Genomic DNA, 26,080 nt, shown 5'->3' with positions numbered 1-26,080 from the left:
TTCGCGCGGTTCATGGAACTCGCGCTCCACCATCCCGAGCACGGCTACTACGCGGCGGGGGCGAAACGCCTGGGCCCCGGCGGCGATTTCTACACTTCGAGCGATCTGGGCGACCTCTTCGGGCGCTGCGTGGCGCGCCAACTCGCCGAGGTCGACGCGAGGCTGGGCGCGCCGGATCCGATCGCCTACGTCGAGTTCGGGGCCGGGCGCGGCACGCTCGCGCGGGACGTCGTCGAGGCCGCCGGGCTCGGAGCGCGGTTGCGCCCCGGCCTCGTCGACTCGAGCGCGGGGATGCGCGAGGCCGCGCGCGCCCTGCTCCCGCAGGCGCGCGCCGTCGCGCGACCCGAGGATCTCGGCTCGGGCCTCGAGGGGCTCGGCGTCGCCGTCGAGCTGTTCGACGCCCTTCCCGTCCACCGCGTCCGCCGCCGGGAGGGGAGGCTCGTCGAGGTCTTCGTCGGCCTCGGGGAGGACGCGTTCGTCGAGATCGAGGGGGAGCCGACCCCGCAGGCACGCGCGTTCGCCGAGCGGTGGGGCGCCGCCCCCGAAGAGGGGGACGAGGCGGAGTGTTGCCCGGCCCTGTTCTCCGTTCTCGACGCCATGCAGCGGCCGTTCTTGCGGGCCCTCCTCGTCCTCGTGGACTACGGGTACGAGGCGGAGGAGCTCTACGACCGCTCGCACGCGCGGGGGACGCTCCTGGCGTACTCCCGCCACCGTACGAACGAGTCGTTCCTCGAGGCGGTCGGAGAGCAGGACCTCACCGCGCACGTGAACCTCTCCGCCCTTCGCGCCGCGGCGGAGGCGCTCGGGCTCGGCTGGGCGGGGACGACGACGCAGGACCGTTTTCTGATCGCGAACGGGATCCTCGAGGCGTTCGAGGACGCCGATCCCCGGGATCACGGCCGTGTCGACCGCGTCCGCGCGCGCCGCCGCGCCATGGAGCTCATCCACCCCGACGGCATGGGGCGGAGGTTCAAGGTCGTGTTCCTCACGAAGGGGGTCGAGGACGGTCCCTGGAACGGCCTCGCGGATCCGTTCGCGGCCCCGTATATTCGGCGGCCGTGATGCGACCTTCCCCCCGGCTCGTCCTGCCCTCGCTCCTCCTCGCGGCGGGATGCGGCGGCGGGAGCACGCCCGTCGGCTCGAGCGCCTCGGGAGTTCCCGGCGAGTCCGCCGTCCCGCTCGTCCACCTCTTCGAGAACCACTCCTCGTCGCTCGTGAAATGGCGCGCCGCGGAGGTCCGGGACCGCATCCTCGTGCACCTCGACGGGCACGCCGATTTCGACTGGCTCCCCGACGACACGATCGCGCGCCTCGCGGCGGCGCGTCCGCAGGACCTCCCGGGGCTCGAGCTGCATCCGTACGCCGTCGACGGCACGACGCTCAGCCGCTTCGGCATCTGGAACTTCATCTACCCCGCGGTGCGTCTCGGCCTCGTCCGCGAGTACTACTGGGTCGTCCCCGACGGGACGCTCGCCGACCGGCAGGCCGGAGTCGAGTTCGCGCGGGAGGTCCTGTTCGGCAAGATGCACGGCACGTCGGTGGAGGAGGCCCAGGAGTTCCGGTTCGAGGGGCGCACGCTGCGCGGGACGCTGCTCGGCGTTCCGGTGACCGTCTGCGAGCTCGCCGACCTCCCGAGGATCGACGAGCCGGTGCTCCTCGACCTCGACCTCGACTACTTCACGACCCGCTCGGCGACCTCGCAGGAGGTCACGGAGCGGCCGTGGGCCGCGCCGCAGGCGATCCTGAAGACCCTCGCCGCGAAGGGTGTGCGCGCCGACGTCGCGACCATCTCGCTGTCGACGATCGGAGGGTATTTCCCGCCGGAGAATCGTTGGATCGGTCCCGCCGTCTACCGCGCGCTTCGCGAGCCCGGAAGCGGCGGCCTCGAGGCGATGGCGCGACGCGGGGCGGCGGGGGCGCTCGTCGCCGCGGGGGACGCGGCGGCGGCGGAGTCCGCCTGGCGCGAGCGGACCGCGGCGGATCCCGAGGACGGCAGCGCCTGGTACGCCCTCGCGCGGGTGCTGCGCGGGCGGGGGGACGAGCGCGGATCGGTCGAGGCGTTCGCCGAAGCGGTCCGGCGCGACCCCACGCTCGCCGCCGCGGACCTCTTCGAAGGGGACCGGCACTGGCTCAACCAGAATTGGGAGGCGGCGCTGGCGTTCTATCGGGCCTACGCGGGATCGAACCCCGCGAGCCCGTTCGCCCCCTACACGCAACGGCGGATCGCGACCTGCCTGATGCGTCTCGGGCGGGACGACGAGGCGATCGAGACGCTGCGGCGCGTGTTGAGCGTCGCGCCCCGGCACGGCGACACGCGTCTGGACCTCGGCGTGTTGCTGCGCGAGCGCGGGAAGCTCGACGAGGCGGTCGCCGAGCTCCGGACGGCGCGCGAGATCCTCCCCGACCTCGGAACCTACGCGATGGCGCTCGGCACGACCTACCTGCAGATGGGGAAGACCCGGGAGGGGATCGCCGAGCTCGAGACGGCGGTCGCGCGGCGTCCGACCTGGGCCCTCGCGCGGGGCACGCTGGCGGCGGCGCTGATGCACGAGAAGCGCTTCGCCGAGGCCGCCGAACACGCGCGCCTGGCGACGATGCTCAACCCGGACAACCCGGCCTTCCGCCGCCTGGCCGCGGCGGCCGCCCGCCGGGCCGCGCCGTGACCTCCCCCGAGGCGATCCGCGCCGCGTTCCTCGAGCACGGGTTCGTGTGCGCCGAGGAGACCGCGGTGGCCCTGCACCTCGCGGAGACGCTCGGGAAGCCGCTGCTCCTCGAGGGCCCCCCCGGCGTGGGGAAAACCGAGATCGCGAAACTGTGGGCCGCGTACCACGACGCCGAGCTCGTGCGGCTGCAGTGTTACGAGGGGCTCGACGAGGCCAAGGCCCTCTACGAGTGGTCGTACGGCAAGCAGATGCTCTACGCCCAGCTCCTGCGCGACAAGACCTCGCAGCTCCTCGAGGGCGCCCGGAGCCTCGAGGACGCGGTGGTGCTGCTCCGGCGCGAGACGGACGCCTTCTTCTCCCGCGATTTCCTGCTCCCGCGGCCCCTGCTCGCGGCGGTCCTCGCCGAGAAGCCGGTCGTGCTCCTGCTCGACGAGGTCGACCGTTCCGACGAGGAGTTCGAGGCGTTCCTGCTCGAGGTGCTGTCGGACTGGCAGGTGTCGATCCCCGAGCTCGGCACGCTCCGGGCGAAGCGGCGGCCGCGCGCGATCCTCACGAGCAACGACACGCGCGAGCTCTCCGACGCGCTGCGCCGCCGGTGCCTGTTCCACTACGTCGACTACCCGTCGCTCGAGGACGAGACGCGGATCCTCGAGTCCCGCGTCCCCGGCCTGTCGGTCGCCTTCGCCGACCGGATCGTCAGGTTCGCGCAGGCGCTCCGGAAGGCGGAGCTGCGCAAGGCGCCGGGGATCGCGGAGGTCGTCGACTGGGCGCTCGCGCTCGCCGCGGTCGGGGCCGATTCGTTGTCCTCCGCCGCTCTCCGCAAGACGCTCGGCGCCCTCCTCAAGAACCGCGAGGACCTCGAGCGCGTCCTCGCCGATCCGCAGCGCTTCCGGTGAATCCCGCCCTCGCGCGGTTCGCGGAGACCCTGCGCGCCGAAGGACTGTCCGCCTCGCCGTCCGAGCTGCTCGACGCGGCCCGCGCGATCGACGCCGTCGGGATCGAGGACCGCGCGCGCGTGCGCGCCGTGCTGCGCGCCACCCTCGCGAAGGACCGGCGCGCCGTCGCGATCCTCGACCGCGTGTTCGACGCGTTCTTCGTCCCCCCCGAGGGCGCCGTGGGAGACCGCAAGGGGGAGCGCCGCGGGACGGGACGGCCCGATCCGCGCACGACGCGACGCCGGCCCCCCGATCCCGACCGGCGCGGCGGGCGCAAACCGGCGGCCGAGCGCCGCGAGGACCCGCGCGAGAAGGTGCGCCGGACCCTCGAGGCGCTGCGCGAGCGGCGCCGCTCCCGCGCCCCCGTCCGCCGTCGCGAGCGCGGGGATGCGACGGACCCGCTGCACCGCGCCCTCTCCCCTCGCGCCTCCGAGCAGGAGGATCGCGAGCTCGCGCGGATGCTCCCGCGGATCGTGGAGGCAATCCGCCTGCGCGCCTCGCGCAGGACACGCGAGGCGCGGCGCGGTCGGCTCGACGTGCGCCTGGTCTTTCGCCGCAATCTCCGCCACCAGGGGATCCCGTTCGAGCTCCCGTGGCGCCGGCCGCGGCCCCGGCCCACGCGCGTCGTCCTGCTCGTGGACGTCTCGTGGTCGGTCGCGCGCGCGGCCGGGTATTTCCTGTGGATCGCCTCGGAGTTCCTCGAGCCCGGAAGGCGCGCGCGGATCGTCGCCTTCGTCGACCGGCCGGTCGACGCGACCGAGGCGGTCGCGCGCTGGAAACGCTCGTCGCGCGCGACGTTCGCGCAGGTGCTCCAGGGGCTGTCCGGGCTCAACCTCGACGCGGCGAGCGACTACGGTCGGGCGCTTCACGCCCTGGCGTCCTCGAAGCTGCGCCCCGCGGGACGGGACACGATCCTCGTCGTCCTGGGGGACGCCCGCACGAACCGGTACGACCCGCTCGACTGGGCGCTCGGGGATCTCGCCCGTCGCTGCCGCGCGGTCCTCTGGCTCGTCCCCGAGCCCGAATCGCGCTGGGGGACCGCGGACTCGGCGCTCGCCGCCTACCTCCCCCACGTCGACGCCGTCGCGGAAGCCACCGATCTCGCCGGGCTCGCCCGCGGGGTCGAGTCGGTGCTGAGGCGCCTGTGAGGGAGGGGATCGCCCCCGGCGCGATCGTCGCCTGGTGGCGCGGCGGCGAGATCGCCTTCGCCGTCTACGCGGGGGACGAGAAGCAGCGCGTCTCGCTCATCGGATCCTCGGGCCGGGAGGACCGCGTGCCGGAGGCGCGCCTGGCCTTCGCCGTCGAGCCGTCGGGGCGCGCTCCGGGGAAGTCCCTCGAGGATCGCCGGGCGGCCGCCGAGCGCGTCGCGCTCGTCGAGGCGCGCGCGCGCGCCGAGGCGGCGGCGATCGACGTCGCGACGGTGTGGGATCTCGCGCGCGGCTCGGGGGTCGCGTGGTCGGAGAGCGACCTTGCCGACCTCGCGGTCGGGCGGAGGACGGGGGAGGCGCGCGCGGCACTCGTCGTCGCCCTCGTCGGCGACGGCGTCCACTTCATCCGGCGCCCCGAAGGGTGGCAGGCGCGCGAGCCCGAGGCGGTCGAGGAGATCCTCGACCAGAACCGTCGCTCCGCCCGTCGCGGGGAGGAGAAACGCGCCGCCCTCGAGGCGCTGCGTCGCGCCGGAGCGGGGGAGCCGTACGTCGCGCAGGGCTCCGAGGTCGAGCGCCGCTACCTCTCCGCCCTCGAGGCGGTCGCCCTCGACGGCGACGAGGCCGACGAGAAGGAGCGCGACGTCGCCCGCGAGGCGATCGAGGCCTCTGGGATCGCCTACGACCGGGCGCACGAGGCGGCGTTCCGCCTCCTGCGACGGGTGGGCGTCTTCGAGGACGACGACGAGAACCTCGACGTCCGGCGGTACGGGCTGCGGCTGGGGTTCCCGGACGAGGTGCTCCGCGCCGCCGACGAGGCGGCGCAGCGCGGCTTCCCGCGCGCCGGGCGGGAGGATCTCGTGTCGCTCGTCGTCTGGACGATCGACGGCCCGCGCACCCGCGAGGTCGACGACGCGCTCTCGGTCGAGCGCCTCGACGACGGCGGGTTCCGCGTGGGGGTCCACATCGCCGACCCGGCGGCGTTCGTCGCGCCGGGCGATCCGGTGGATCTGGAGGCGATCGCGCGCGGGACGACCTTCTATTTCCCCGACGCGCGGCTGCCGATGCTCCCCCCGGCGATCTCCGAGCGGGCCGCGAGCCTCGTCCCCGGCGAGGAACGCCCGGCGCTGAGCTTCCTCGCCGAGGTCGGCGGCGACGGCTCGATCGGGAACTGGCGCGTCGTCCGGTCGATCGTGAAGGTGGCGGCGCGCCTGGACTACGAGGCGGCCGACGCGTCGATCGTCGACGGCTCGGGGCGAGCCGCGGCCGACCTGCGCGCGCTCCTCGCGGCGGCGGACCTTCGCGAGGGGTTCCGCGCGAGAGCGGGGGCGGTGCGCCTGCGCGCGGTCGAGACGGAGATCGTCGTCGCCGAGGACGGAACCCTCGTCCTCGAGCGCCGCGACACGGGGACCCCCGCGCACCGACTCGTCAGCGAGGCGATGGTCCTGGCGGGGGAGCTCGCGGCGCGCTTCGCGTCGGAGCGCGGGATCCCCGCGATCTACCGGCGCCAGGCCCCGCCCGAGGGGCGGCTGCCGCAGCTCTCGGAGCCCGTGGTCGACCCGCGCGTCGTCCGTTCGGTGCGACGGCTGCTCCGGCGAGGCGAGGCGGGGCTGACCCCCGGGCGCCACTACGCCCTCGGACTCGAGGCGTACGCCCAGGCGACCTCCCCGCTGCGCCGCTACCAGGACCTCGTGGCGCACCGGCAGATCGGCGCGGCGCTGCGCGGGGAGCGTCCTCCGTACGACGCTCCGGCGCTCCAGCGCGTGGCGGCGACGACCGAGCGGGCCGAGGCCGAGGCCCGCCGCGCGGAACGCTCGCGGGACCGCTACTGGATGCTCCGCTGGTTCGCCGAGCGCACCGGGTCGATCCTCGAGGGGATCGTCGTGGAGACGCAGCCGCGCCCCGTCGTCCTGCTCGACGCGACGTGCACCGAGGAGGTCGTGCCGGGGCTCGCCGCGGCGGCCGGCGAACGGGTGGAGGTGCGCGTGATCCGGGCCAACCCGAGGGCCGATCTGCTCGTCCTGCGGTGAAATGGGGACAGCAACCTATTTCCGGGAAGGGGTTAGGCCGGTGTCCCGATGCTCCGTAGTCTCACGTTGCGCAGGGGTGTGAACCCTTCCCGGAAATAGGTTGCTGTCCCCATTTTCTCATCCCGGCTATCATCCGCTGCTTGTTGAGGGCACCCCCGTGTTTCCGACTGCGTCGACCGCCGGATATGCCGCGTTCCTCGTGCTGGTGCTGGGGGCCGTCGGCACCTTCGCCTGGCTGATGATCGCCAGGGTCCGCCTGCTCCTGAACGCGCAGCCGATCGACCGGCTCGACCGCTGGGGCGAGCGGCTCCTCGGGGTCGCGACCCACTTCGTCGGCCAGCGCCGGATCCTCGCGCCGGGGTACCGCCTCGCGGGGATCATGCACGCGCTGATCTTCTGGGGGTTCCTCGCGGTCGCCCTGAACACGCTGCACTTCGTGTTGTCGGGCCTGTTCCGCCGCCCGGTCTTCCTCCCGTTCTTCGGGCCGGACGACCCGCTCGGCTCCGGCTACGCCGTCGTCCGGGACCTCTTCGAGGTGGCGGTGCTGGCGATGGTCGCGAGCGCGGCCTTCCGCCGCGTCGCGATCCGCCCGAAGCGACTGACCCCCTCGTGGGACGCGGCGCTGATCCTCTCGCTGATCGGCACGCTGATGCTGACCGATCTCGGCATGGCCTGGCTCCCTTCGCCCCCGGACGGGATCCTCTTCGGCTCGATGTGGTGGCTGCACCTCGTCACGCTCCTCGGGTTCCTGTGTTATCTGCCGGTCTCGAAGCACTTCCACGTCGTGACGTCGCTTCCGTCGGTGATCTTCCGCCGGCTCGACACCGGTTCGCTCCCGGCGATGGACATCGAGAAGGCCGCGGAGGCGGAGAAGTTCGGCGTCCGCGGCTTCGAGGACCTGCGCTGGAAGGACTACCTCGACGTCTACTCCTGCACCGAATGCGGCCGCTGCCAGGAGGCCTGCCCGGCGTTCGCCACCGGCAAGCCCCTGAACCCGAAGAAGATCAACGAGGACATGCGCGAGGCGCTCCTGCCGATCCTCCCCGTCCTCGCGGGGATGCGGCCGAAGCAGGGAGTCGAGCTCCCGGTGCTCCCGGGCGGGGTGATCCACGAGGACGTGTTGTGGTCGTGCACGACCTGCCGCGCCTGCGAGCAGGCGTGCCCTCTCTTCATCGAGTTCGTCGACCGCATCGTCGGGATGCGCCGCAAGCTCGTCCTCGAGGACAGCGCGTTCCCCACCGAGCTCGGCACCGCCTTCCGCAACCTCGAGAAGTCGGGGAATCCCTGGGGCCAGCCGGCGACGGCGCGCGGCGACTGGGCGGACGGGCTCGGGATCCCGATGCTCGGGGAGATCGACGGCGAGGTCGAGTATCTCCTGTGGGTCGGGTGCGCCGGGGCGTTCGACGCCCGCGGCCAGAAGGTCGCCCGCGCGACGGCGACGATCCTCAAGGCCGCCGGGGTGTCGTTCGCGGCGCTCGGCCCCGAGGAGCAATGCACGGGGGATCCCGCCCGGCGCTCCGGGCACGAGTACCTCTACCAGATCCTCGCGCAGGGGAACATCGCCACGCTCGACGGGTACAAGTCGCGCTTCCGCAAGATCGTCACGCAGTGCCCGCACTGCTTCAACACGATCCTCAACGAGTACCCGCAGCTGGGCGGCCGCTACGAGGTCGTCCACCACACGCAGGTGATCGCGGAGCTGATCGAAGCGGGGAGGATCCGCCTGCAGGACGGGGCGGCCCTGGGCGCGGTCACCTACCACGACTCGTGTTACCTCGGCCGGCACAACGGCGAATACGACGCCCCGCGGGAGGCGCTGGCGGCGGTCCCCGGGCTCGCGCTCGTCGAGATGCCCCGCTCCCGCGAGCGCGGGTTCTGCTGCGGCGCCGGGGGAGCGCGGATGTGGATGGAGGAGAAACTCGGCACGAAGGTCAACCACGAGCGGATCGGCGAGGCGGCCGCGACCGGGGCGGGCGTCGTGGCCTCCGGGTGTCCGTTCTGCATGACGATGCTCGCCGACGGCGCGAACGAGACCGGCCGGCAGGAGCGTCTCCAGGTGCTCGACGTCGCCCAGATCGTCGAGCGGCACCTGGTCCGCCCCGAAGGGACCTGACCGCGTGGGACGTTGGGTCCGGGTCCCGGGGGCGGAATCGCTGGCGGAAGGGGAGGGTCGCCGGTTCGTCCTCGAGGACGGATTCGAGGTGGCGATCTTCCGGAAGGACGGTCAATATGCCGCCCTCGACGACACCTGCCCCCACCAGGGGGCGTCGCTCGGGGAGGGGACGCTCCACGACGGCCGTGTCATCTGCCCCTGGCACGGCTGGATGTTCGACGTCACGAGCGGGGCGTGTTTTCGTGTCCCGGGGATCTCGGTCCGGGTCTACCCCGCGCGCGTCGCGGGCGACGCGGTCGAGATCGAGATCGGAGAAACCGATGCCGTTGCAGGTGAAGCGCGTCCGTAACGGGCTGTTCGACAAGTTCTACATCCCGAGCATCCTCTCGGGGATGGTCGTCACCTTCAAGCACATGTTCCGCAAGAAGGACACGATCCAGTACCCCGAGCAGCAGCACGTCTTCGGCGACCGATATCGCGGCGTTCCCGCCCTCGTGAAGGACGAGGAGGGGCGCGAGAAGTGCGTCGCCTGCTACATGTGCCAGTGGGTCTGCCCGCCGCTCGCGATCACGATCGAGGCGGGGGAATACCCTCCGGGGCACGCGCTCCACCAGATCGAGAAGTTCCCGAAGAAGTTCGACATCAACATGCTGCGGTGCATCTACTGCGGCCTGTGCGAGGAGGCCTGCCCCGAGGAGGCCATCTTCATGTCGAAGACCTACGTCGTCGTGGGCCACTCCCGCGAGCTGATGATCTTCGACAAGGCCAAGCTCTACGAGATCGGCGGCGTCCGTCCCGACCCGATCAAGAAGTGGTCGAAGGAGTCGAAGGGCGATCCGGGCCGGTCGCACGTCGCGGGCGAGGAGCTCGTCACCGGAGGCCCCGCCGCCGCGGAGGGACACTAGAAAAATAGCGACAGTCCCTCTTTACGAAAATGGGGACAGCAACCTATTTCCCTGGAGCCGTAGCCGGTGTCTTCGGGTCCGGGGAAATAGGTTGCTGTCCCCATTTTCGTAAAGAGGGACTGTCCCTATTTTTCTAGCTGGCCGGGGGCACCACCATCAGCTTCGTGTTCGGGGGAAGCGCGCGGTAGAGGGAGTCGGCCTCCTTCGCCCCGAGGGTGAGGCGAAGGCGGAGCTTGTCCTCGGGCTCGCTCGACACGGCCTGCCGGAAGTCGTGCCACCAGGTCGAGAAACCCGTACTCAGCCGCTTCCAGAATCCGGCCTCCTCGGCACGACCGGGGGGGATCACCTCGATCGACAGGCCGCCGGCGAATCGGATGTGGTAACGGGGAGGGACCGGGTACTTCTCCTCGGGAGTCGGCGGGATCGGCACCGCCACCTCGGTCCCTTCCGCGGTCACCGGCGGCGCCTCGAGCTCGAACCGGTCGAGAGGCCGCTCGGGGTCGAGCGTGCCCTCCTGCCAGACCCGCCCCTCCCATTCGTCCGGAAGCCCGCGCGACACGAACGCGACGCGCGGGGCGCCGGCCTCGATGCCGACGACGGTCCAGGTCTGGAGGGTCGCGCCGCGCAGGTTGAGCGAGAGCGTCTGCGCCGCGGGGTCGAGCAGGAGGTAGAACTCCTTCCCCTTCGCGAGCTCCGCCTGCTGACGGAGCAGGAGCGTCTCCCGCTGCAGCTTCGCGACGTCGTCCTTGGAGGGGACGGCGGGCTTCTGCGCGAGCGCCGGGAGCGCCACGGCGAGGGCGACGGCCGCGAGCGCGGGACGCATCAGAAGATGTACACCGGCGTTCCGATCTGCGTGCCCTTCCAGAAGACGCGAAGGTCGTCGCGACCGACGCGCACGCAGCCGTGCGAGACGCTGCGCCCGAGCAGGCGCTCGTAAAGCGTCCCGTGGATCATGTAGCCGTCCTCGAGGTAGAGGGCGTATTCGCCCAGCGTTCCCGCCTCGATGCGGTCCGCGGGATTGCGCGGGATCGGTTTCCCTTCCTCGACGAACGCCCAGTCGGGCTTGCGCCACACGGGGTCCTCGATCCGGTTGCGGACCTTGAAGACGCCGCGCGGGGTGTCGAAGACCCACTTCCGCCCGCGCGTGGAGTCCTTCAGCACGATCCCGGAGCCCGCGGAGCAGACCGCCTGGTGGACGACCTTCCCGTCGTTCATCAGGTAGATGCGGTTCTGCGTCTGGTCGATGACGAGGTAGTTCCCCTTGGGCTCGAGCTTCGCGAGCGTCGCCGCGAGCTGCCGGTTCTCCTTGGCGAGCTTGGCCTGCAGACGACGCAGCTCCGCCCCGTCGCCGGGGAGGCTCGCCGCCACCGGCACCTCGAACTCGGTCACCGGCGCGAAGGCGTACCCGGTCCCCGGGCCGAAGGCGATCCCGAGGATCGCCACGAGGGTCAGGACGACGCCGATCGCGGGCCAGAGCCGGCGACGGTCCCCTCGGGGCGTGGTGTCGTCCGTCTCGGCGCGGAGCCGGGAGCGGAGCAGGTCGTAGTCGCTGCGCTCGCCCATCAACGTGTCCCCGAGGTCGTCGTCGAGGCCGCCTGGCGGGCGAGCTTCGCGTAGACCCCCTGCCCGTCGCCGCCGACGATCGTCACGGGAGTGCCGATCCCGACGCGGCGGAAGAGATCGTCCATGTCCCGGTTGGAGACCGCGACGCAGCCGCGGGTCCAGTCCTTCCCTCGTCCCCCCTCGCCGTGCACCTGGATCGATCCGCCGAGCTTCGCGCCGCGGGGGAGCTTCCCCTGGCGCTTCAGGCGGTCGAATTGCGCGCGGTCGGCGGCGTTCGGGTAATCGAGGTCGAACGCCTTGTAATACGCCGCCGACCCGGTCCCGCGCTTCGAGGTGATGCGGTAGCGCCCTTCGGGCGTCGCCGCGTCCCCGGCGCGGAGCTTGTCGTTGAACGACCGGTACCCCATGTCCGCGAGGTAGCTCTTCACGAGCCGGCCGTTGTCGTAGAGGTCGAGGCGGCGGTTCTCCTTCAGCACGACGATCGCCGGGGAGCCGGACCGCCGCGACGCCGCGATCGTCTCCTCGATGTCGTTGCGCCAGTTGCGGATGAGGCCGGGATCGGTGAAGCGGCCGAGCACCGACTTCGCGCCGCTCGCCACCTGGTCGGCGGTGACCGCCGCGGCGCGCGCGCGCTCGGAGGAGGTCGCGTACTCCTCGCGCTCGAAGAGGATCCGCGCCTCGGCCATCTGGATCTTCGACTTCTGCAGCAGCCGGCGGTGGTAGGGGACGAGGTGCACCGCGTCGCCGGTGCGCGCGGAGAGCTCCACGATCTCCCCGGCGCGGGCGAGCTCGGCCTGGGCGGCGTCGCGCGCGGCGGCGCGGTTGACCTGGGCGGCGTCGCGCGCGGCGATCGACTTCTTCTCCGCCTCGGCGAGCGCGGCGCGGGCGCCGCGGTAGTCCCGCAGCGGCGGGAACCACTTCGATTCCTGTCGACGGAACTCGGCGGAGGCCGCGCGCCACTGCGCTTCGGCGGCGACGAGCACGTCGTTCGCCCATCGCTGGGCACCCAGGCGGCGGGCCTCGCGAAGCGCGTTCTCCGCGACCGCCCGCGCGTAGACCGGCGGATCGGTGCGTCCCGCGGCGATCGGCCACACGGCCGCGGTGACGAGCATGAGGGTGGCGATGGCCAGGGACACCCAGAGCCAGCGGCGGCGATGCCGCGGCTCGGGTTCGGCCGACGAGAGGAAGGACTCGGTCATCATCGCGATTTTAAGTTAGCGGCGATCGAGGGAGGGGGCCAGCGGCCGCACAAAACAAAGGGGCATGACGCCCGTGCGCCATGCCCCTCCGTGGTTCGAGCGATCGAGGTTACTTCTTGCCCATCTTGGCGGCGATCGCCTGATCGATGGCCGACTTGGTGTTGGCCACGGTCTGCTTGGCGGCGTCGATCTTCGCCTGGGCGTCCTTGTACTTGCCGGCATTGAGGGCGTTCTCGGCCTCGGCCACGGCCGACTCCACGCCCGTGAGGTCGTTCTTCATCATCTCGAGGTCGGCCTGGGTCCCCTTGCCCTTCGGCGCCTTGTCGAGAGCCATCTTCGCCTCGTCGAGCGCGGTCTTCAGCTCGGCGAGACCCTGGGTGGCGGCGTTCTTCGCGGCCTCCTTCGCGGCGGCGGCGTCCGAGGCAGCCTTCTCACCGGCGGCCTTGGCGGACGCGGCGAGCTCCTCGGCCTTCTTGTAGGAGCGGAACAGGGCGAACTTCTCTTCCTGCGTCTTCAGCTCGGTCTGCAGGGCGGCGACGGCGTCTTCCGCACCCTTGAGCGAGTCCGCAGCGTAGTCCGCGGCCTCGGCCGTCTTGGCAGACGCCAGCGCGGCATTGGCGGCGTCGATCGCGGGCTGCGGCGGCTTGGCGCAGCCGACCATCATCGCGAGCACCAGCACAGCGGGAACCACGGCCAACATCTTGCGCATATCCGACGTTCTCCTTTTCCCTTCGGCGCCCTTCGCAACAGGCGGGGCGGCCTTGCGTATCCCGAAAAACCGGACGGCGCGAGACCTCGCCCGCCCAAACGCGCCGCATGGTACTACTTCCATCGAAAAATGAAAGCCCTCTGATCTAGTAGGGATTACGGGGGCCGGAGGCCGCATGATCGCATCGATGTGGGTCGGGGCCGGGATCCTCGCGATGACCGGCACGGTCGTCGATCGGCAGGGGGTCCCGATCGAGGGAGCGGAGGCGTGCCTGACGACGCAGGGCAGGGCGCTGCTGTGCGTCGTGACCGACGCGAACGGCTTCTGGCGCCTCCCCGACTCCGCCGCGGAGGCGGTCCGTGTCGTCAAGACCGGGTACCTCCCCGGCGAGTCGGCGGCGGTCACCCAGGCCGCGCCGATCGTCCTGGATCGGGCGGCGACCCTCCTCGTCCGGGTGGTGGACGGGGCGGGGAACCCGGTCGAGAAGGGAACGGTCACCGTGGTGTATGCCTCGGGGCGCAAGATCGGTCCGCTTCCGTTCAACCGGGCCGGGATGCGCACCCCGTCTCTGCCCCCGGGGGCGGTCCGGATCACGGCCGAGGCGGAGGGGTTCGACCCGGCCGATCCCGCCGCGGTGACCCTCGAGGCGGGGGTCGAGCGGGAGGCCGTCGTGAGGATGACGAGGCGCTAGGTGGACGACCGCACGCTCGCCCTCGGGGAGATCGCCTGGGACGCCCTGCGGCGCCTGGCCCGGGAGCGGCTCGCGCGGAAGGCCGGCGGGCACCTCGTGGAGGCGCAACTCGACCGGATGGTGCTGCGCCTGCCGATCCCTGTGCGCGACGAGGGGGACGGAGCGGAGTCGTTCGCGAGGACGGTGGCGGCCGCGATCGATCGCCACCTCGACGAGGCGATCGAACATGCCGCGGCCTTCCGGCCGGGGAGAGCCTTCTGCCACCGCTGCGGCGGCCCCGGGTGCGAGCACAGCGAGCCCCCCTCCGCCCGCCACGTCGTCGCGGGGTACACCCCCACGGGGGTGCCCCGCTGGGAGGACTTCGCCCAGGTCTGTCTCGAGCGCCGCCACCCCGAGGTCGATCGCCTCTTCGAGGACCCCCCCGCGTTCGTCGCGATCGTACTGGGGCGCGATGCGTTGCACGGACGGTTCGTCGACGCCTTCCACACCGGGGCCGCGTACGACCTCGTCGGCCAGGTGGCGGCGGGGTTCTGGCGCACGCCGGTGCGCGTCGGGGAGGGACGCGGGGTGCTCGCGCTCACCTTCCAGGTCGGCGTGTCCCGTCCGCGGGACGGCGCCCCTCGCTTCGGCCTGAATCTCCTCGGCCGCACGCCGCAGGGAGGCGCCCTCGAGAGCCTCTGGGAGCGCCAGGACGACATCCCGTGGCGGGGGGCCGTCCGATGGGCCCAGGCGGCGCTGGCGGGGCTGCGGCGCGCCGATCGTTCGGAGGGGCGCGTGGAGGGGATCCTGCAGGGGCTCGCCCGGCGTCTCGAGCGCGACGCGCGGGCCCGTGGCCGTCGCACCCGCCACGCGGAATCGCGCCACCTGTCCGGAGAGCGCCCCACGCGCATGGCCCTCGAGGACGCCCGGCGCGCGGACGCCGGGTCGGTGCTCTTCGACGAGAAACACGGGACGTTCGTCGTGCCCGGCGAGCGCGGCCGGACCCACTTCTTCACCGCGGAGGGGAGACTCGTGTCGAGCGTGCGGTATTCGGGGGACGCGCTCGACCGGAAACGGAAGCTCGGGTTCTGGCGGCCGGCGCCGGCGGAGGAGGCGGAGACCCTGCTGAAGCGCATCCGCGCGGTGCTACCATCCGGCGCCACGGAGGAGGCGGCGTGCAAGTCGTGATCCTGTGCGGCGGGCGCGGCACGCGCATGGGCGCCGAGTCCGAGGTGCTCCCCAAGCCGATGGTGCCGATCGGGGAGCGCCCGATCCTCTGGCACATCATGAAGCGCTACGCGGCCTTCGGGCACCGCGAGTTCGTGTTGTGCCTCGGGTACAAGGGCGACGTCATCCGCGACTACTTCCTGAGCTACGAGTCGAGGAACAACGACGTCACCGTCGAGCTCGGGCGGGCGGGCTCGGTGACCGTTCACGGCGAGCACGACGAGCAGGGGTGGACGGTCACCCTCGCCGAGACCGGCCCGGAGACCCTCACCGGGGCCCGCGTGCACCGCGTCCGCAGGTACGTGCGCGACGAGACGTTCCTGCTCACCTACGGCGACGGCGTGTGCGACGTGGACGTCGACGCGCTCGTGCGGTTCCACCGCGGGCACGGCCGGATCGCCACGGTCACCGCGGTGCATCCGCCGGCGCGGTTCGGCGAGCTGATCCTCGACGGGGGGCGCGTCGAGCAGTTCTCCGAAAAGCCCCAGGTCGGGACCGGCCTCATCAACGGCGGCTTCTTCGTCTTCGAGCCGGCGATCTTCGAGTACCTGTCCGCCGACCCGCGCTGCGCCCTCGAGCACGACCCGATGGTCCGCCTGACGCGCGACGGCGAGCTCGTGGCCTTCGAGCACCGCGGCTTCTGGCAGTGCATGGACACGGTCCGCGAGCTCACGATCCTGCGCGATCTCTGGGCGAGCGGGGAGGCGCCGTGGCGGGCCTGAGCGGCCGCCGCGTGTGGCTCACCGGCCATACGGGGTTCAAGGGTTCGTGGCTGGCGGCGTGCCTTCTCGACGAAGGGGCCGAGGTCCACGGCTACGCCCTCGAGCCCCCCACCGAGCCCGCGTTGTTCGACGCGCTCGATCTGAGGCGACGCCTGCGCCACGTCCACGGCGACGTGCGCGACCGCGAGGCGGTGGCATCCGCCTGCGCCGCCGCCGATCCCGACGTCGTGTTCCACCTGGCCGCGCAGGCGATCGTCCGCGTCTCGTACGCCGAGCCGGTCGAGACCTTCGACGCGAACGTGATGGGGACGGTCCACGTCCTCGACGCCGTGCGCCGCCGCGGGAAGCCCTGCGCGGTGGTCGTCGTCACCTCCGACAAGTGTTACGAGGAGCACGCGACCTTCCGTCCGCATCGCGAGGACGATGCGATGGGCGGGCACGACCCCTACGCGGCGAGCAAGGGGGCCGCCGAGCTCGTGGCCGCGGCGTGGCGCCGGTCGTTTTTCCCCCCGGAGGGATTCGGCGAGCACGGGGTCGCCCTCGCGACCGCCCGCGCGGGAAACGTGATCGGCGGCGGGGACTGGGCCCGCGACCGGATCGTCCCCGACATCGTCCGGGCGCTGTTCGCGGGAAAACCGGTCGCCCTCCGGAACCCGCTCGCCGTGCGCCCGTGGCAACACGTCCTCGACGCCCTCGCCGGTTACCGCGCGCTCGCCCTGGCCCTCCTCGGCCCCGACGGCGCGAGCTTCGGGGAGGGATGGAACTTCGGCCCGGAAGCCGACGACCGCGTGAACGTCCGCGACCTGACCGAGCGCGTGCTCGCGCGCTGGGGGACGGGCGCCTGGGAGCTCGCCCCCGACGCGCCCGAGCCGCGCGAGGCTCCCTTCCTCGCCCTGGACGCGACGAAGGCGAGGACGCGCCTGGCGTGGCGGCCGCGGTGGCGCGCCGCCGAGGCGGTCGACGCGACGGTCGCGTGGTACGCCGCCGCGCGCGACGGCGCCGACCTCGCCGCCTTCACCTCGCGGCAGATCGCGCAGCACGGGGGGATGCGCGCGTGATGCGCCGCATCACCGCGTGCCGCGTCTGCGGCGGAGGGGAGCTCGCGACCGTCCTCGCGCTCGGGGAGGTGCCGCTCGCGAACGCCCTCCTCGCCCCGGGGGACGCCGACCTTCCCGAGCCGCGATTCCCGCTTACCCTGGCCTTCTGCCCGTCGTGCTCCCTCGTGCAGATCCTCGAGACGGTCGACCCCGAGGAGCTGTTCCGGCACTACCTCTATTTCTCGTCGTTCTCCGAGACGATGCTCCGCCACGCCCGCGAGGAGGCCGAGACCCTCGCGGCCCGGGAATCCCTCGGGGCGCGAAGCCTCGTCGTCGAGATCGCGAGCAACGACGGATACCTCCTGCGCAACTTCGTCGAACGGGGGATCCCGGTTCTCGGCGTCGAGCCCGCGCGCAACATCGCGGCGGTCGCCGAGGGGAGGGGGGTCGCGACCCTCGCCGAGTTCTTCGGCGCCGCGGTCGCGCGCCGTCTGGCCGCGGAGGGACGACACGCCGACGTCGTGATCGCGAACAACGTCCTCGCCCACGTGGCGGATCTCCACGGGGTCGCGGAGGGGATCGCGACCGTCCTGAAGCCGGGAGGGGTCGCCGCGATCGAGTTCCCGTGGCTCGGGACGATGATCGAGGCCCTCGAGTTCGACACGATCTATCACGAGCACCTCTGCTACTTCTCGCTGCACGCGATCACCGCCCTGTTCGACCGGCACGGGCTCGTGGTGGAGGACGTCGAGCGGCATGCGATCCACGGCGGCTCCCTGCGCGTGTACCTCCGCCCCGGGGGAGCGGCCCGCCCCCGGCCGTCGGTCGGCGCGCTCCTCGACGAAGAGCGCCGCCGCGGGATGACGACCCTCGCGTACTACGCCGACTTCGCCCGCCGGGTGCGCGCCCTCGGAGAGGCGCTCACGGGGGAGCTGAGGCGGCGCAAGTCCGCGGGGCAGCGACTCGCCGCCTACGGCGCCTCCGCGAAGGGCTCGACCCTCATGAGCGCCTTCGGGATCGGGGGCGACCTGCTCGACTTCGTCGCCGACCGCTCCACGGTGAAGCAGGGCCGGCTCACGCCGGGAAACCGGCTCCCCATCGTCCCGGCCGAGGCGCTGGTCGAGCGACGTCCCGACGCGACCTTGCTTCTCACCTGGAACTTCGCCGACGAGATCTTCCGGCAGCAACGCGCCTATCTCGAGGCGGGCGGGGTCTTCGTCGTCCCCGTCCCCGAGGTGCGCGTGGTCGGAAAGGAGGTCCTGGCGTGATCGAGGGCGTGAAGGTGATCCCGCTGCGCCGCATCCCCGACGAGCGGGGGACGATCCTGCACATGCTGCGGGCGACCGACCCGCACTTCCTCGGGTTCGGCGAGATCTACTTCTCGACGATCTACAAGGACGTCGTGAAGGGGTGGCACAGGCACCGCGAGATGACCCTCCACTACGCGTGCGTCCACGGCCGGATCAAGCTCGTCGTGCACGACGACCGCGAGGGCTCCGCGACGTCGGGGCGGACGGAGGAGTTCTTCCTCGGTCCCGACGACTACTCCCTCGTCGTCATTCCCCCGGGACTCTGGAACGGGTTCAAGGGGATGAGCGACCCGTACGCCATCGTCGCGAACTGCTGCACCCACCCGCACGACCCGTCCCGATCGGAGCGCCTCGACCCGTTCGACAATCCGATCCCCTACGCGTGGGGCGTGCGCCACCACTGAGGAGCCCGATGGAGCGCATCCCCGTCGCCGGTCCGTGGATCACCCAGCGCGAGATCGACTACGTGACCGACGCCGTCACGCACGCCTGGTACGGCAATCACAACGTCTGGCACGAGCGGTTCGAGCGGGCGTTCGCCACGCACGCGAGGAGGCGGCACGCGATCGCCCTGCCGTCGTGCACCTCGGCGATCCACCTTTCCCTGCTCGCCCTGGGCGTGGGACCGGGGGACGAGGTGATCGTGCCGGACGCGACGTGGATCGCGACCGCCGCGCCGATCTCGTACGTCGGCGCGACCCCCGTCTTCGCCGACGTCGATCCCGGGACCTGGTGCGTCACCCGGGAGACGGTCGCGGCCTGCGTGACCCCCCGCACGAAGGGGCTCCTCGTCGTCGACCTGTACGGGGGGATGCCCGATCTCGACCCGATCCTCGCCCTCGCCGCCGAGCGCGGGTTCGCGGTGGTCGAGGACGCCGCCGAGGCCGCCGGGGCCACCTACCGGGGCCGCCCCGCGGGGAGCTTCGGCGCCACGAGCGTCTTCAGCTTCCACGGCTCCAAGACGTTGACGACGGGCGAGGGGGGGATGCTCCTCACCGACGACGACGCGATCCGCGAGCGGGTGTTGTTCCTCCGGGACCACGGGCGACGTCCCGGCGACAGCCTCTTCTGGAACACCGAGGTCGCGTACAAATACAAGATGACGAGCCTGCAGGCGGCGCTGGGGCTCGCCCAGCTCGAACGCCTCGAGGAGCTGATCGCGCGCAAGCGCGAGATCTTCGGCTGGTACCGCGAGGAGCTCGAGGGGGTCGACGGCGTGACGCTCAACGCCGAGCCGGAGGGGACGCGCAACGCGTACTGGATGGTGACCGCCGTCTGGGACTACGGGTTCGGCCTCGACAAGGCCGAGGTCGGAAAGGCGCTCGCCGCGCGCGGGGTGGACACGCGGCCGTTCTTCCATCCGTTGAGCTCGCTCCCGGCGTACGCCGCGACGCCGGGCGTGGCTCAGGCGCGCGCGAGGAACCGGGTCGCCTACGACCTGTCCCCCCGCGCGATCAACCTCCCGAGCGCGCTGTCGCTGACGCGCGAGCAGGTGGCGCGCGCCTGCGCGGCCTTCCGCGAGACGCTCAGCGCAGCGGGTCCCCGGAGTCGTGGATCGGCTCCACGGTCCTGAGGATCTTCGCGGGGTTCCCGACGGCGACGGAGTAGGGCGGGACGTCCTTCAGCACCACCGAGCCGGCTCCGATCGTGGACCACCTGCCGATCCTCACGCGCGGGACGACGGTCGCGTTGGTGCCGATGAAGACGCCGTCCTCCACGACGACCTCCCCCGACAGGCTCACCGCGTGGGCGACGAAGACGGAGTGCCCGATCGTCACCTCGTGGGCGACGAGCGCCGCGATGTGCACGCTGCTGTTGTTCCCGATCTTCGCCCCGGCCTGGACGATGACCTGCTCCTGGAGGTAGTTCCCGGTCCCGATCTCGGTGAGGTCCAGGTCCACGGACGGGTGGACGAAGTTGGCGAATCGGCAGCCGCGCCGCGCCATCTCGCGCGACGTCTCGTACCGCGCCCGCGTCGAGCCGGTGATCAGGTTGACGAAGCGGCAGCTCGCGATCATCTCGTCGGTGAGGGCGTCGATTCCCCCGAACACGGGGTACCCCTCGAACGTCCCGTGACGCGCGGGATCGTTGTCGAGGAACCCCCGGACGCGGAAGTCGGGGTCGGTCCGCCCGATCGCGCGGATCATGCGCAGCGTCTCGGGATTCTTGGCGCCGAGGAAAACGATCTCCATGGCGGCCCCTTCACCGCACCCGGCGCAGGAAGCCGTCCGGGGCGACGGTCAGCAGGAGCTTCGCCTCGATGTCGCGGTCGAGCTCGAACTCCGGATGCTCCTTCAGGAACTCGCGCACCGCGGTCTTGGGATTGTCGCCGGGCCCCCAGGGCCGGTCCGGGAAGAACGACTTCGGCATGTCGTCCACGATCGTGTCCATGACGACGAGATAACTCCCCGGGGCGACGAGCGGCGCGTAGGCGCGAAGCTCCCGCGCGACGTGTTCGTGGGTGTGGTTGGAGTCGAGCACGACCAGGACCCGCGTTCGCGCGCCGAGGTGCGCCCGCACCTGCTCGAGCGTGGTCGCGTCCGTGGAGGAGCCCTGCACCAGGCGGATGCGCGGGGCGAGGGGATGCGCTTCGATCGCCTCGCGGTTGTGCGGGCGGATGTCGATGTCCACCCCCACCACGAGGCCGTCCCCGCCGATCATCTGGAGGACCGAGGCGTGGAACACGAGCGAGCCTCCGCGGGCCACCCCGGTCTCCACGATCGCCTCGGGCCTCACCTTCCACGTCAGCTCCTGCAGCGCGAACATGTCCTGCGGGAACTGGATCACCGGCAGCCCGAGCCAGCGGAAGTTGTAGGTGTACTTGTGACGCGACGTCGCGAGGATCCACTCGAGCGTCTGCTCGCGCAGCCGCCCGTCGGCGGCCATGCGCCGGGCGTTCTCCTCGCACTCGCGCTCGAAGCGTTCGATGTCCGACATGGCGCGAGTCTGCCACGGCTCGCGGCCGGGTGGTAGTCTTCCGGCCGTGCCGCCCGCCGTCACCGCCGCGATCCCGACGTACCGCCGGGTGCGCCTTCTGGAACGCGCGGTGCGCAGCGTCCTCGCGCAGAGCTGGCCCGACTCGAGGGTCTTCGTCTGCGACAACGCTTCCGACGACGCAACCGCCGCCGTGCTCCGCGATCTGGCCGACCGGGACCCGCGCGTGCGCTTCCACCGCCACGCCGACAACCTCGGGGCGTACGCGAACTTCCAGTTCGCCGTCGACGGGGTGGACACGCCGTATTTCTCGATCCTCTCGGACGACGACCTGCTGCTCCCGGACTTCTACCGCCGCGCCGTCGAGGTCCTCGAGCGCGATCGCGACCTCGGCTTCTACGCGACGCCGGTCGTGATGTACGACGTGCGACGGGGGACGCACGGGTTGTTCCCTCCCGGAGGATGGCGGGCGGGGCGCCACGAGGCGGGGGAGAGCGTGCGCCTCATGACCGAGGAGCACTTCGTGTGGACCGGGGTGGTCTTCCGGCGCGAGGTCCGCGACGCGATCGGGGCGTTCGTGACGATCCCGATGGGGGACATCCTCTTCCTCGGCTCGGCGGCCGCGCGTTTTCCCTTCTTCGTCGACCCGCGTCCGGGAGCTCTCTTCTCCGAGACGGGGATGAACGCGTCGCAGACGCTTCCGGTCGGGGAGCTTCGCCGTTCGGCGACGGTTCTCGCCGACTGGGTCGCGTCGCTTCCGAACCTCGGCGAGGGGGACCGGCGCGAGGTCGCGGCGATCGCGGACCGCAAGCTGAAGCTCGTCGCGCACGGTTGGCTGCGGGACGCCGCGGAAGCGGGGGACTTCGAGCGCTTCCTCGCCGCGGCCGACTACCTCGAGCGGCGAGGGGATCTCGACGCGCGGCGCGCGCGCAAGATCGCCTTCGGGCGGCACGGCGGCTGGCGCTTCCGGTCGCTCTCGGCGTGGGCGCGCCTGCAGTCGGGGTACAAGCGCCGGAAGTCGAGCGGGTTCAAGACGCGCTCGATCGACGAGATCCTCGCGGCGTACGGTAAATAGGGACAGCAACCTATTTCCCCGGACTCGGAGACACGCCGCACGGGTCCGGGAAATAGGTTGCTGTCCCTATTTACCGTCTACGGACCTCCGCTTCCCGGAACTTCCCGTAGAGATCCGGCGCCACCCAGCTCCACACGTAGTAGAGCCACGCGCGGTGGAACCGCGGCCACTCCGCGATCGCGTTTCTGAGATTGGCGCGTGCGGGGGCGAGAAGCTCCGCGTCGTGCCGCGACCTCGCGAGCAGCTCGCGGCCGATCCTCAGGTGCTGCTTTCCGCGCGTGCGCCGCATCAGGGCGTCGTTCGCCGCCGTGAACTCGGGATGCTCGGTCTCGACGCGGTCGAGGATCCGGAGCCAGTACTCGGCGTCGAGCGCGAGGTCGCCGCTGACGTTTCCCGGATGGATCCGGCGCAGGACCAGCGGCTCCTCGAGGATCGTCATGCGGATCGAGAAGGCGAGGCGGATCCACATCTCCGAGTCGACGGCGTAGTTCCGGAAGCTCGGGTCGAACCCCCCGAAGCGGTCGAGAACGGTCCGCTTCACGACGGGGGGACGGCCGCTGCCGACCCCGGTGTCGCGCCCGATCAGCCCCTCGGGGGTGAACCAAGGGCCGGGGGTCCGCTTCGTGTGGATCCCCCCGACCACGTTCCCGCCGGGATCGATCTCCCGCTCGGCCAGGGCGACGGCGTCGGCCTCCGGGCGCTCGCGGAAGACCCGGACGACCTCCTCGACCAGGCGCCTGTCCCACAGGTCGTCCGAGTCGAGGAACCCGACGATCTCCCCGCTCGAGGCCCGCCAGCCGGCGTTCCTCGCTCCCGCGAGCCCGGTGTTCTGCTGGCGGATGAAGCGGATCCGATCGGCATACGGAGCCAGGACCTCGGGGGTCCGGTCCTTCGACCCGTCGTCGACGACGACCACCTCGACCGAGGGCCAGGTCTGCGCGAGGACGCTGTCGACCGCGGCGACGACGAAGTCCTCGCGGTTGTAGGTCGGAATGACGACGCTGACCCGGGGGGAGTCCACGGGCGCGACGTTACCACGGCAAGCGTGTCTATAATCCCCCGCCCATGTCGGCGAGACGCGCCCCTCGGGGTCGCGACGAAGGAGTCACGATGGGTCTCGAACGGAAGAAGGAGCTGCGCCGCCGGCGCAAGCGCCGCAAGGAAGCCGTGAAGAAGCGCATCCGCGAGGCGAAGGCCGTGCGCCAGAAGGCCGCGGCCGCCAAGCCGAAGGCCGCCGCCAAGAAGTAGACGGAAGGGGCCGGGGAGAACCCGGCCCTACCGTCGCCGGATCGACGGCCGAGGCGCGGCGGTCGCCGGCGTCGGGGCGTCGATCCTCGGCTTGCGCTCCGGCCGGACCGCGGTCGCCGGCCGTCCGTCCCGCCCGCACACCCCGGGTTTCAGAGCCACGCGCCCGCTCAGCGACAGCGCCGCCGAGCCCACGTTCCCCCCGCAGTCCGTCGCCTTGAGCTCCAGCACGGGCGCGCTCAGCGCGCTCCTGGAGCACGCGTTCGCGACCCGGCACAACGCGCCGAGGTCGAGCGCGATCGTTTCGTCCGAGAGCAACCCGTCCGCGTCGCCGTACGTCGATCCGTCGAAGATCGAGCACCCGTCGAGCTCGATCTTCTCGTGCACGACGCCGCCCGTCGCGCCGTCGTCGTCCGACGTCGAGAAGACGAGGGCCATCGGGACCGTCGCGGGAAGGGCGACCGAGGCACCGGGCTCGACGAGCCAGGCGACCTCGGGGGCGATCGTGTCGATCGTGAACGCGACGCTCGCGCTCCCCGCGTTCCCGCCGGCGTCGGTCGCGGTCACGGTGACCGTAAGGTCCCCGTGCTCCGCGTACGTCGGCCCGGGCGCGGGCTCGTAGGCGAGGTCGAGCGACGGGTCGCACGCGTCGCCGAACGACGCCTCGACCGCGACCGGTGCGGCGGAGCACAGTCCCGCGGTCGGAGCCGTGATCGTCCCCGTCGGCGCGATCGTGTCCCGCACGGTGACCTTCAAGTCGTCGGCGCCGCTCCCGCCCGCGCGGTCGGTCACGGTCAGCACGACGTCGTGCGCGCCCAGCGCGAACCCCGCCGTCGCGACCTTCCCTTCGGCGATCGTCGAGCCCCCCTCGCTCCAGATCCACGACGCGAGGTCCTCCTCGCCGTCGGGATCGCTCGACGCCGAGCCGTCGAGGGTCGCCGTCGCGGCGAGGTCCCCGGTGCACTCGAGGACCTGGTCGTCGCCCGCGCGGGCGACGGGGGGCTCGTTTCCGCAATGCCCCGGGTAGAGATCGGGGTTCGCGTCGTCGCAGTCCTCGGTCGCGGGAGATCCGTCGCGGTCGCGGTCGAGGACGTCGTCGGCGTTGAGGAGGGCCTGTTGGTTGGCGTTCCCCGCGCGCAGCCGGCTGAATCCCACGACGATCGCGCCGTCCACCGCGGCCGTGGAGGCGGGACCCCCTGTCGTCGGGCTTCTCGACCAGGGCGCGGGGTCGCGGTCGAGGCGCGCCGTCGCATTCCACGTCATGCCGCCGTCGTCGCTCCGCCGCGAGAATACCGCCTGGCCGCCGTTCCCGGGGCTGTCGGTCCAGGTGACCCAGGAACGTCCCGCCGTATCCGTGATGGCCGCGATCCCCAGGTGCAGACGCAGCCCCTCGAGGTCGCCCTCGTCCAGACGCAAGGGAGTGCTCCACGTCGCGCCGCCGTCGCTCGACGTGCCGACGAACAACTCGTATCGCAGCGTCGGAGCGGTCGGTTGGGCCTCGGAGGCGAGCATGAGCGCGCCCCCCGCGTCTCGGTGCAGGTCCAGTCGCAGGGAGGAGCCGGACTGGGACGGGACGTTCGTCTCCACCACCGGCCCGACTCCCGCCCCGTCACGACGCTGCACGACCAGGCGAACGCGGTAGGGGTCGGCATACCCGCTCCGGGCCCAGGCGAAGTCGATCTCCCCGGAATCGCCGCAGGACAGGTCGACGTTTCCGGTCCCCGGCCAGGCGGCGACCGCGGCGGGGGAGAAGGTCGCCCCGTCGTCACTCCACGCGAGCAGGCTCTGCGTCGGCAGAGAGGAGAGCAGTCGCCCGCGCCACGCCAGGTACAAGCGGTTTCCGGACACGCAGAGGTGAGGGGAGTTGCTCGCGAGGATCGTCGACTGGTCGGCGTCCACCGTCTGGAAGCTCGCCCCGCCGTCGAGCGTCGAGGCGAGCTTCAGGTCGTTCGAGCTCGTCCATGCGATCCAGGCGCGCCCTCCCGGGGCCGCGGCCAATCGAAGCGTGTTCGACGTAAGGAACGGGCCGGTCGTGGTGAAGGGGATCGCATCCTCGGGAAGCCAGGTCCTCCCCCCGTCGCGGGACACGTTGACCCGCAGCTCCCATCCGGTCTGGCGCTGGGCGAAATACGCCGCCCACACCCACCCGTCGGAGGTCGCGGCGGCCTGGAGGGAGCCGCTGCGGTAGAACGACGTGGACCCGAAGGAGCTGACGCGGACCGGGGCGCCGAAGGTGATCCCCCGATCGTCGCTGGCCCGCGCCCAGATCGAGGTTCCTGCGCGATCGGCCGCCGGGACGAGCGCCACGACCCGCGACACGCCGTCGGAGACCAGGACCGGCGCGGACGTCGCGGTCGAACCCACCGGAGGCAGGTCGTTGGCCGCGAGGGACCAGTCGCCGAACCCTTCGGGGGGCTGCGCCACGGCCGTACGGATGCCGACGAGACGCGGATCGCCCCCGACCTCGACGGCCTGTCGCGCGCCGAGCAGGCCGGCGGTTCCGAGCGGGGCCACCAGCGGTCGCGCCCCGGGTTGCAGCCCCGCCTCCGCGCCGAACGGGATCGGCGAGCTCCACGTGGAGCCTCCGTCGGACGACGT

25 protein-coding genes are annotated in these 26,080 nt (G+C 72.0%); 17 read left to right on the top strand and 8 right to left on the bottom strand.

Translation table 11 applies throughout. The annotated features are described in order from the left end of the window. Positions 1–12: 12 nt before the first annotated feature. The 8 genes from VF139_16550 (at position 13) to VF139_16515 (ending at position 9,791) form a co-directional block, all read left to right on the top strand. The gene (locus VF139_16550; protein ID HEX6853008.1) at positions 13–1,062 is read left to right on the top strand and encodes an SAM-dependent methyltransferase; all 1,050 of its coding nucleotides are present in this window, start codon (positions 13–15) and stop codon (positions 1,060–1,062) included. Then, entirely contained in the window at positions 1,062–2,663 is a 1,602-nt protein-coding gene (locus tag VF139_16545) for a tetratricopeptide repeat protein (GenBank protein HEX6853007.1), read from the top strand. The genes VF139_16550 and VF139_16545 overlap by 1 nt, the downstream gene beginning before the upstream one ends. Next, positions 2,660–3,559 carry a MoxR family ATPase gene (locus tag VF139_16540; protein ID HEX6853006.1) on the top strand — a complete coding sequence of 300 codons (900 nt, stop codon included), beginning with the start codon at positions 2,660–2,662 and terminating at the stop codon, positions 3,557–3,559. Before VF139_16545 ends, VF139_16540 begins: the two co-directional genes overlap by 4 nt. Continuing rightward, complete coding sequence (locus VF139_16535; GenBank protein ID HEX6853005.1) at positions 3,556–4,746, top strand: VWA domain-containing protein; 1,191 nt, start codon at positions 3,556–3,558, stop codon at positions 4,744–4,746. The genes VF139_16540 and VF139_16535 overlap by 4 nt, the downstream gene beginning before the upstream one ends. Continuing rightward, positions 4,743–6,773, top strand: coding sequence for a ribonuclease catalytic domain-containing protein (locus tag VF139_16530; protein HEX6853004.1), 2,031 nt, complete (start codon positions 4,743–4,745; stop codon positions 6,771–6,773). Before VF139_16535 ends, VF139_16530 begins: the two co-directional genes overlap by 4 nt. A 157-nt stretch (positions 6,774–6,930) precedes the next feature. Next, complete coding sequence (locus VF139_16525) at positions 6,931–8,886, top strand: (Fe-S)-binding protein (GenBank protein ID HEX6853003.1); 1,956 nt, start codon at positions 6,931–6,933, stop codon at positions 8,884–8,886. A gap of 4 nt (positions 8,887–8,890) precedes the next feature. Next, the gene (locus VF139_16520; protein ID HEX6853002.1) at positions 8,891–9,235 is read left to right on the top strand and encodes a Rieske (2Fe-2S) protein; all 345 of its coding nucleotides are present in this window, start codon (positions 8,891–8,893) and stop codon (positions 9,233–9,235) included. After that, on the top strand, positions 9,207–9,791 hold the full coding sequence (locus tag VF139_16515) for an NADH-quinone oxidoreductase subunit I (GenBank protein HEX6853001.1): 585 nt from the start codon (positions 9,207–9,209) through the stop codon (positions 9,789–9,791). The genes VF139_16520 and VF139_16515 overlap by 29 nt, the downstream gene beginning before the upstream one ends. A 133-nt stretch (positions 9,792–9,924) precedes the next feature. Here the strand turns inward: VF139_16515 and VF139_16510 are convergent, their stop codons facing one another. From VF139_16510 to VF139_16495, 4 genes are all read right to left on the bottom strand, one after another. Then, the gene (locus VF139_16510) at positions 9,925–10,614 is read right to left on the bottom strand and encodes a hypothetical protein (GenBank protein HEX6853000.1); all 690 of its coding nucleotides are present in this window, start codon (positions 10,612–10,614) and stop codon (positions 9,925–9,927) included. Further along, positions 10,614–11,354, bottom strand: coding sequence for a L,D-transpeptidase (locus VF139_16505; GenBank protein ID HEX6852999.1), 741 nt, complete (start codon positions 11,352–11,354; stop codon positions 10,614–10,616). The genes VF139_16510 and VF139_16505 overlap by 1 nt, the downstream gene beginning before the upstream one ends. Next, entirely contained in the window at positions 11,354–12,553 is a 1,200-nt protein-coding gene (locus tag VF139_16500) for a L,D-transpeptidase (protein ID HEX6852998.1), read from the bottom strand. Before VF139_16500 ends, VF139_16505 begins: the two co-directional genes overlap by 1 nt. 109 nt (positions 12,554–12,662) lie before the next feature. Then, a complete protein-coding gene (locus VF139_16495) occupies positions 12,663–13,262 on the bottom strand; it encodes a hypothetical protein (protein HEX6852997.1) in 600 nt (199 codons plus the stop codon). 175 nt (positions 13,263–13,437) lie between these two features. On the opposite strand from VF139_16495, the gene VF139_16490 reads away from it, so the two are divergent. Genes VF139_16490 through VF139_16460 form a run of 7 tightly spaced genes read left to right on the top strand, consistent with a single transcriptional unit; the run spans position 13,438 to position 19,801 of the window. After that, positions 13,438–13,953 carry a carboxypeptidase-like regulatory domain-containing protein gene (locus tag VF139_16490; GenBank protein ID HEX6852996.1) on the top strand — a complete coding sequence of 172 codons (516 nt, stop codon included), beginning with the start codon at positions 13,438–13,440 and terminating at the stop codon, positions 13,951–13,953. Continuing rightward, positions 13,954–15,120, top strand: coding sequence for a hypothetical protein (locus VF139_16485; GenBank protein HEX6852995.1), 1,167 nt, complete (start codon positions 13,954–13,956; stop codon positions 15,118–15,120). Continuing rightward, positions 15,108–15,881 (top strand): glucose-1-phosphate cytidylyltransferase, encoded by a 774-nt coding sequence (gene rfbF, locus VF139_16480; GenBank protein HEX6852994.1) that lies wholly within the window; start codon positions 15,108–15,110, stop codon positions 15,879–15,881. The genes VF139_16485 and rfbF overlap by 13 nt, the downstream gene beginning before the upstream one ends. Continuing rightward, positions 15,869–16,939: a CDP-glucose 4,6-dehydratase gene (gene rfbG / locus VF139_16475; GenBank protein ID HEX6852993.1), complete on the top strand. Its 1,071-nt coding sequence runs from the start codon at positions 15,869–15,871 to the stop codon at positions 16,937–16,939. Before rfbF ends, rfbG begins: the two co-directional genes overlap by 13 nt. Further along, positions 16,939–18,186, top strand: coding sequence for a class I SAM-dependent methyltransferase (locus VF139_16470; protein ID HEX6852992.1), 1,248 nt, complete (start codon positions 16,939–16,941; stop codon positions 18,184–18,186). Before rfbG ends, VF139_16470 begins: the two co-directional genes overlap by 1 nt. Then, positions 18,183–18,632 carry a dTDP-4-dehydrorhamnose 3,5-epimerase family protein gene (locus tag VF139_16465; protein HEX6852991.1) on the top strand — a complete coding sequence of 150 codons (450 nt, stop codon included), beginning with the start codon at positions 18,183–18,185 and terminating at the stop codon, positions 18,630–18,632. The genes VF139_16470 and VF139_16465 overlap by 4 nt, the downstream gene beginning before the upstream one ends. An 8-nt stretch (positions 18,633–18,640) precedes the next feature. Further along, on the top strand, positions 18,641–19,801 hold the full coding sequence (locus tag VF139_16460; GenBank protein ID HEX6852990.1) for a DegT/DnrJ/EryC1/StrS family aminotransferase: 1,161 nt from the start codon (positions 18,641–18,643) through the stop codon (positions 19,799–19,801). Here the strand turns inward: VF139_16460 and VF139_16455 are convergent. Continuing rightward, positions 19,755–20,420, bottom strand: coding sequence for an acetyltransferase (locus VF139_16455; protein ID HEX6852989.1), 666 nt, complete (start codon positions 20,418–20,420; stop codon positions 19,755–19,757). The two genes, VF139_16460 and VF139_16455, sit on opposite strands and share 47 nt — an antisense overlap. A 10-nt stretch (positions 20,421–20,430) precedes the next feature. Then, positions 20,431–21,165, bottom strand: a complete 735-nt coding sequence (locus tag VF139_16450) for a cephalosporin hydroxylase family protein (protein HEX6852988.1) — start codon at positions 21,163–21,165, stop codon at positions 20,431–20,433. 46 nt (positions 21,166–21,211) lie between these two features. On the opposite strand from VF139_16450, the gene VF139_16445 reads away from it, so the two are divergent. Continuing rightward, positions 21,212–22,237, top strand: coding sequence for a glycosyltransferase family 2 protein (locus VF139_16445; protein ID HEX6852987.1), 1,026 nt, complete (start codon positions 21,212–21,214; stop codon positions 22,235–22,237). A 70-nt stretch (positions 22,238–22,307) separates the two neighbouring features. On the opposite strand, the gene VF139_16440 is transcribed toward VF139_16445, so the two are convergent. Continuing rightward, a complete protein-coding gene (locus tag VF139_16440) occupies positions 22,308–23,258 on the bottom strand; it encodes a glycosyltransferase (protein HEX6852986.1) in 951 nt (316 codons plus the stop codon). An 89-nt stretch (positions 23,259–23,347) separates the two neighbouring features. On the opposite strand from VF139_16440, the gene VF139_16435 reads away from it, so the two are divergent. After that, positions 23,348–23,485, top strand: a complete 138-nt coding sequence (locus tag VF139_16435) for a hypothetical protein (protein ID HEX6852985.1) — start codon at positions 23,348–23,350, stop codon at positions 23,483–23,485. A 27-nt stretch (positions 23,486–23,512) separates the two neighbouring features. Here VF139_16435 and VF139_16430 read toward each other — a convergent pair. Then, on the bottom strand, positions 23,513–26,080 hold a 2,568-nt coding region (locus VF139_16430), incomplete at its 5' end, for a hypothetical protein (protein ID HEX6852984.1).

The organism is Candidatus Polarisedimenticolaceae bacterium (genome assembly GCA_036376135.1).
GTDB lineage: Bacteria > Acidobacteriota > Polarisedimenticolia > Polarisedimenticolales > DASRJG01 > DASVAW01.
Note: the sequence above shows the minus strand (reverse complement) of the source record. Positions and strands in the feature narration are given on the sequence as shown.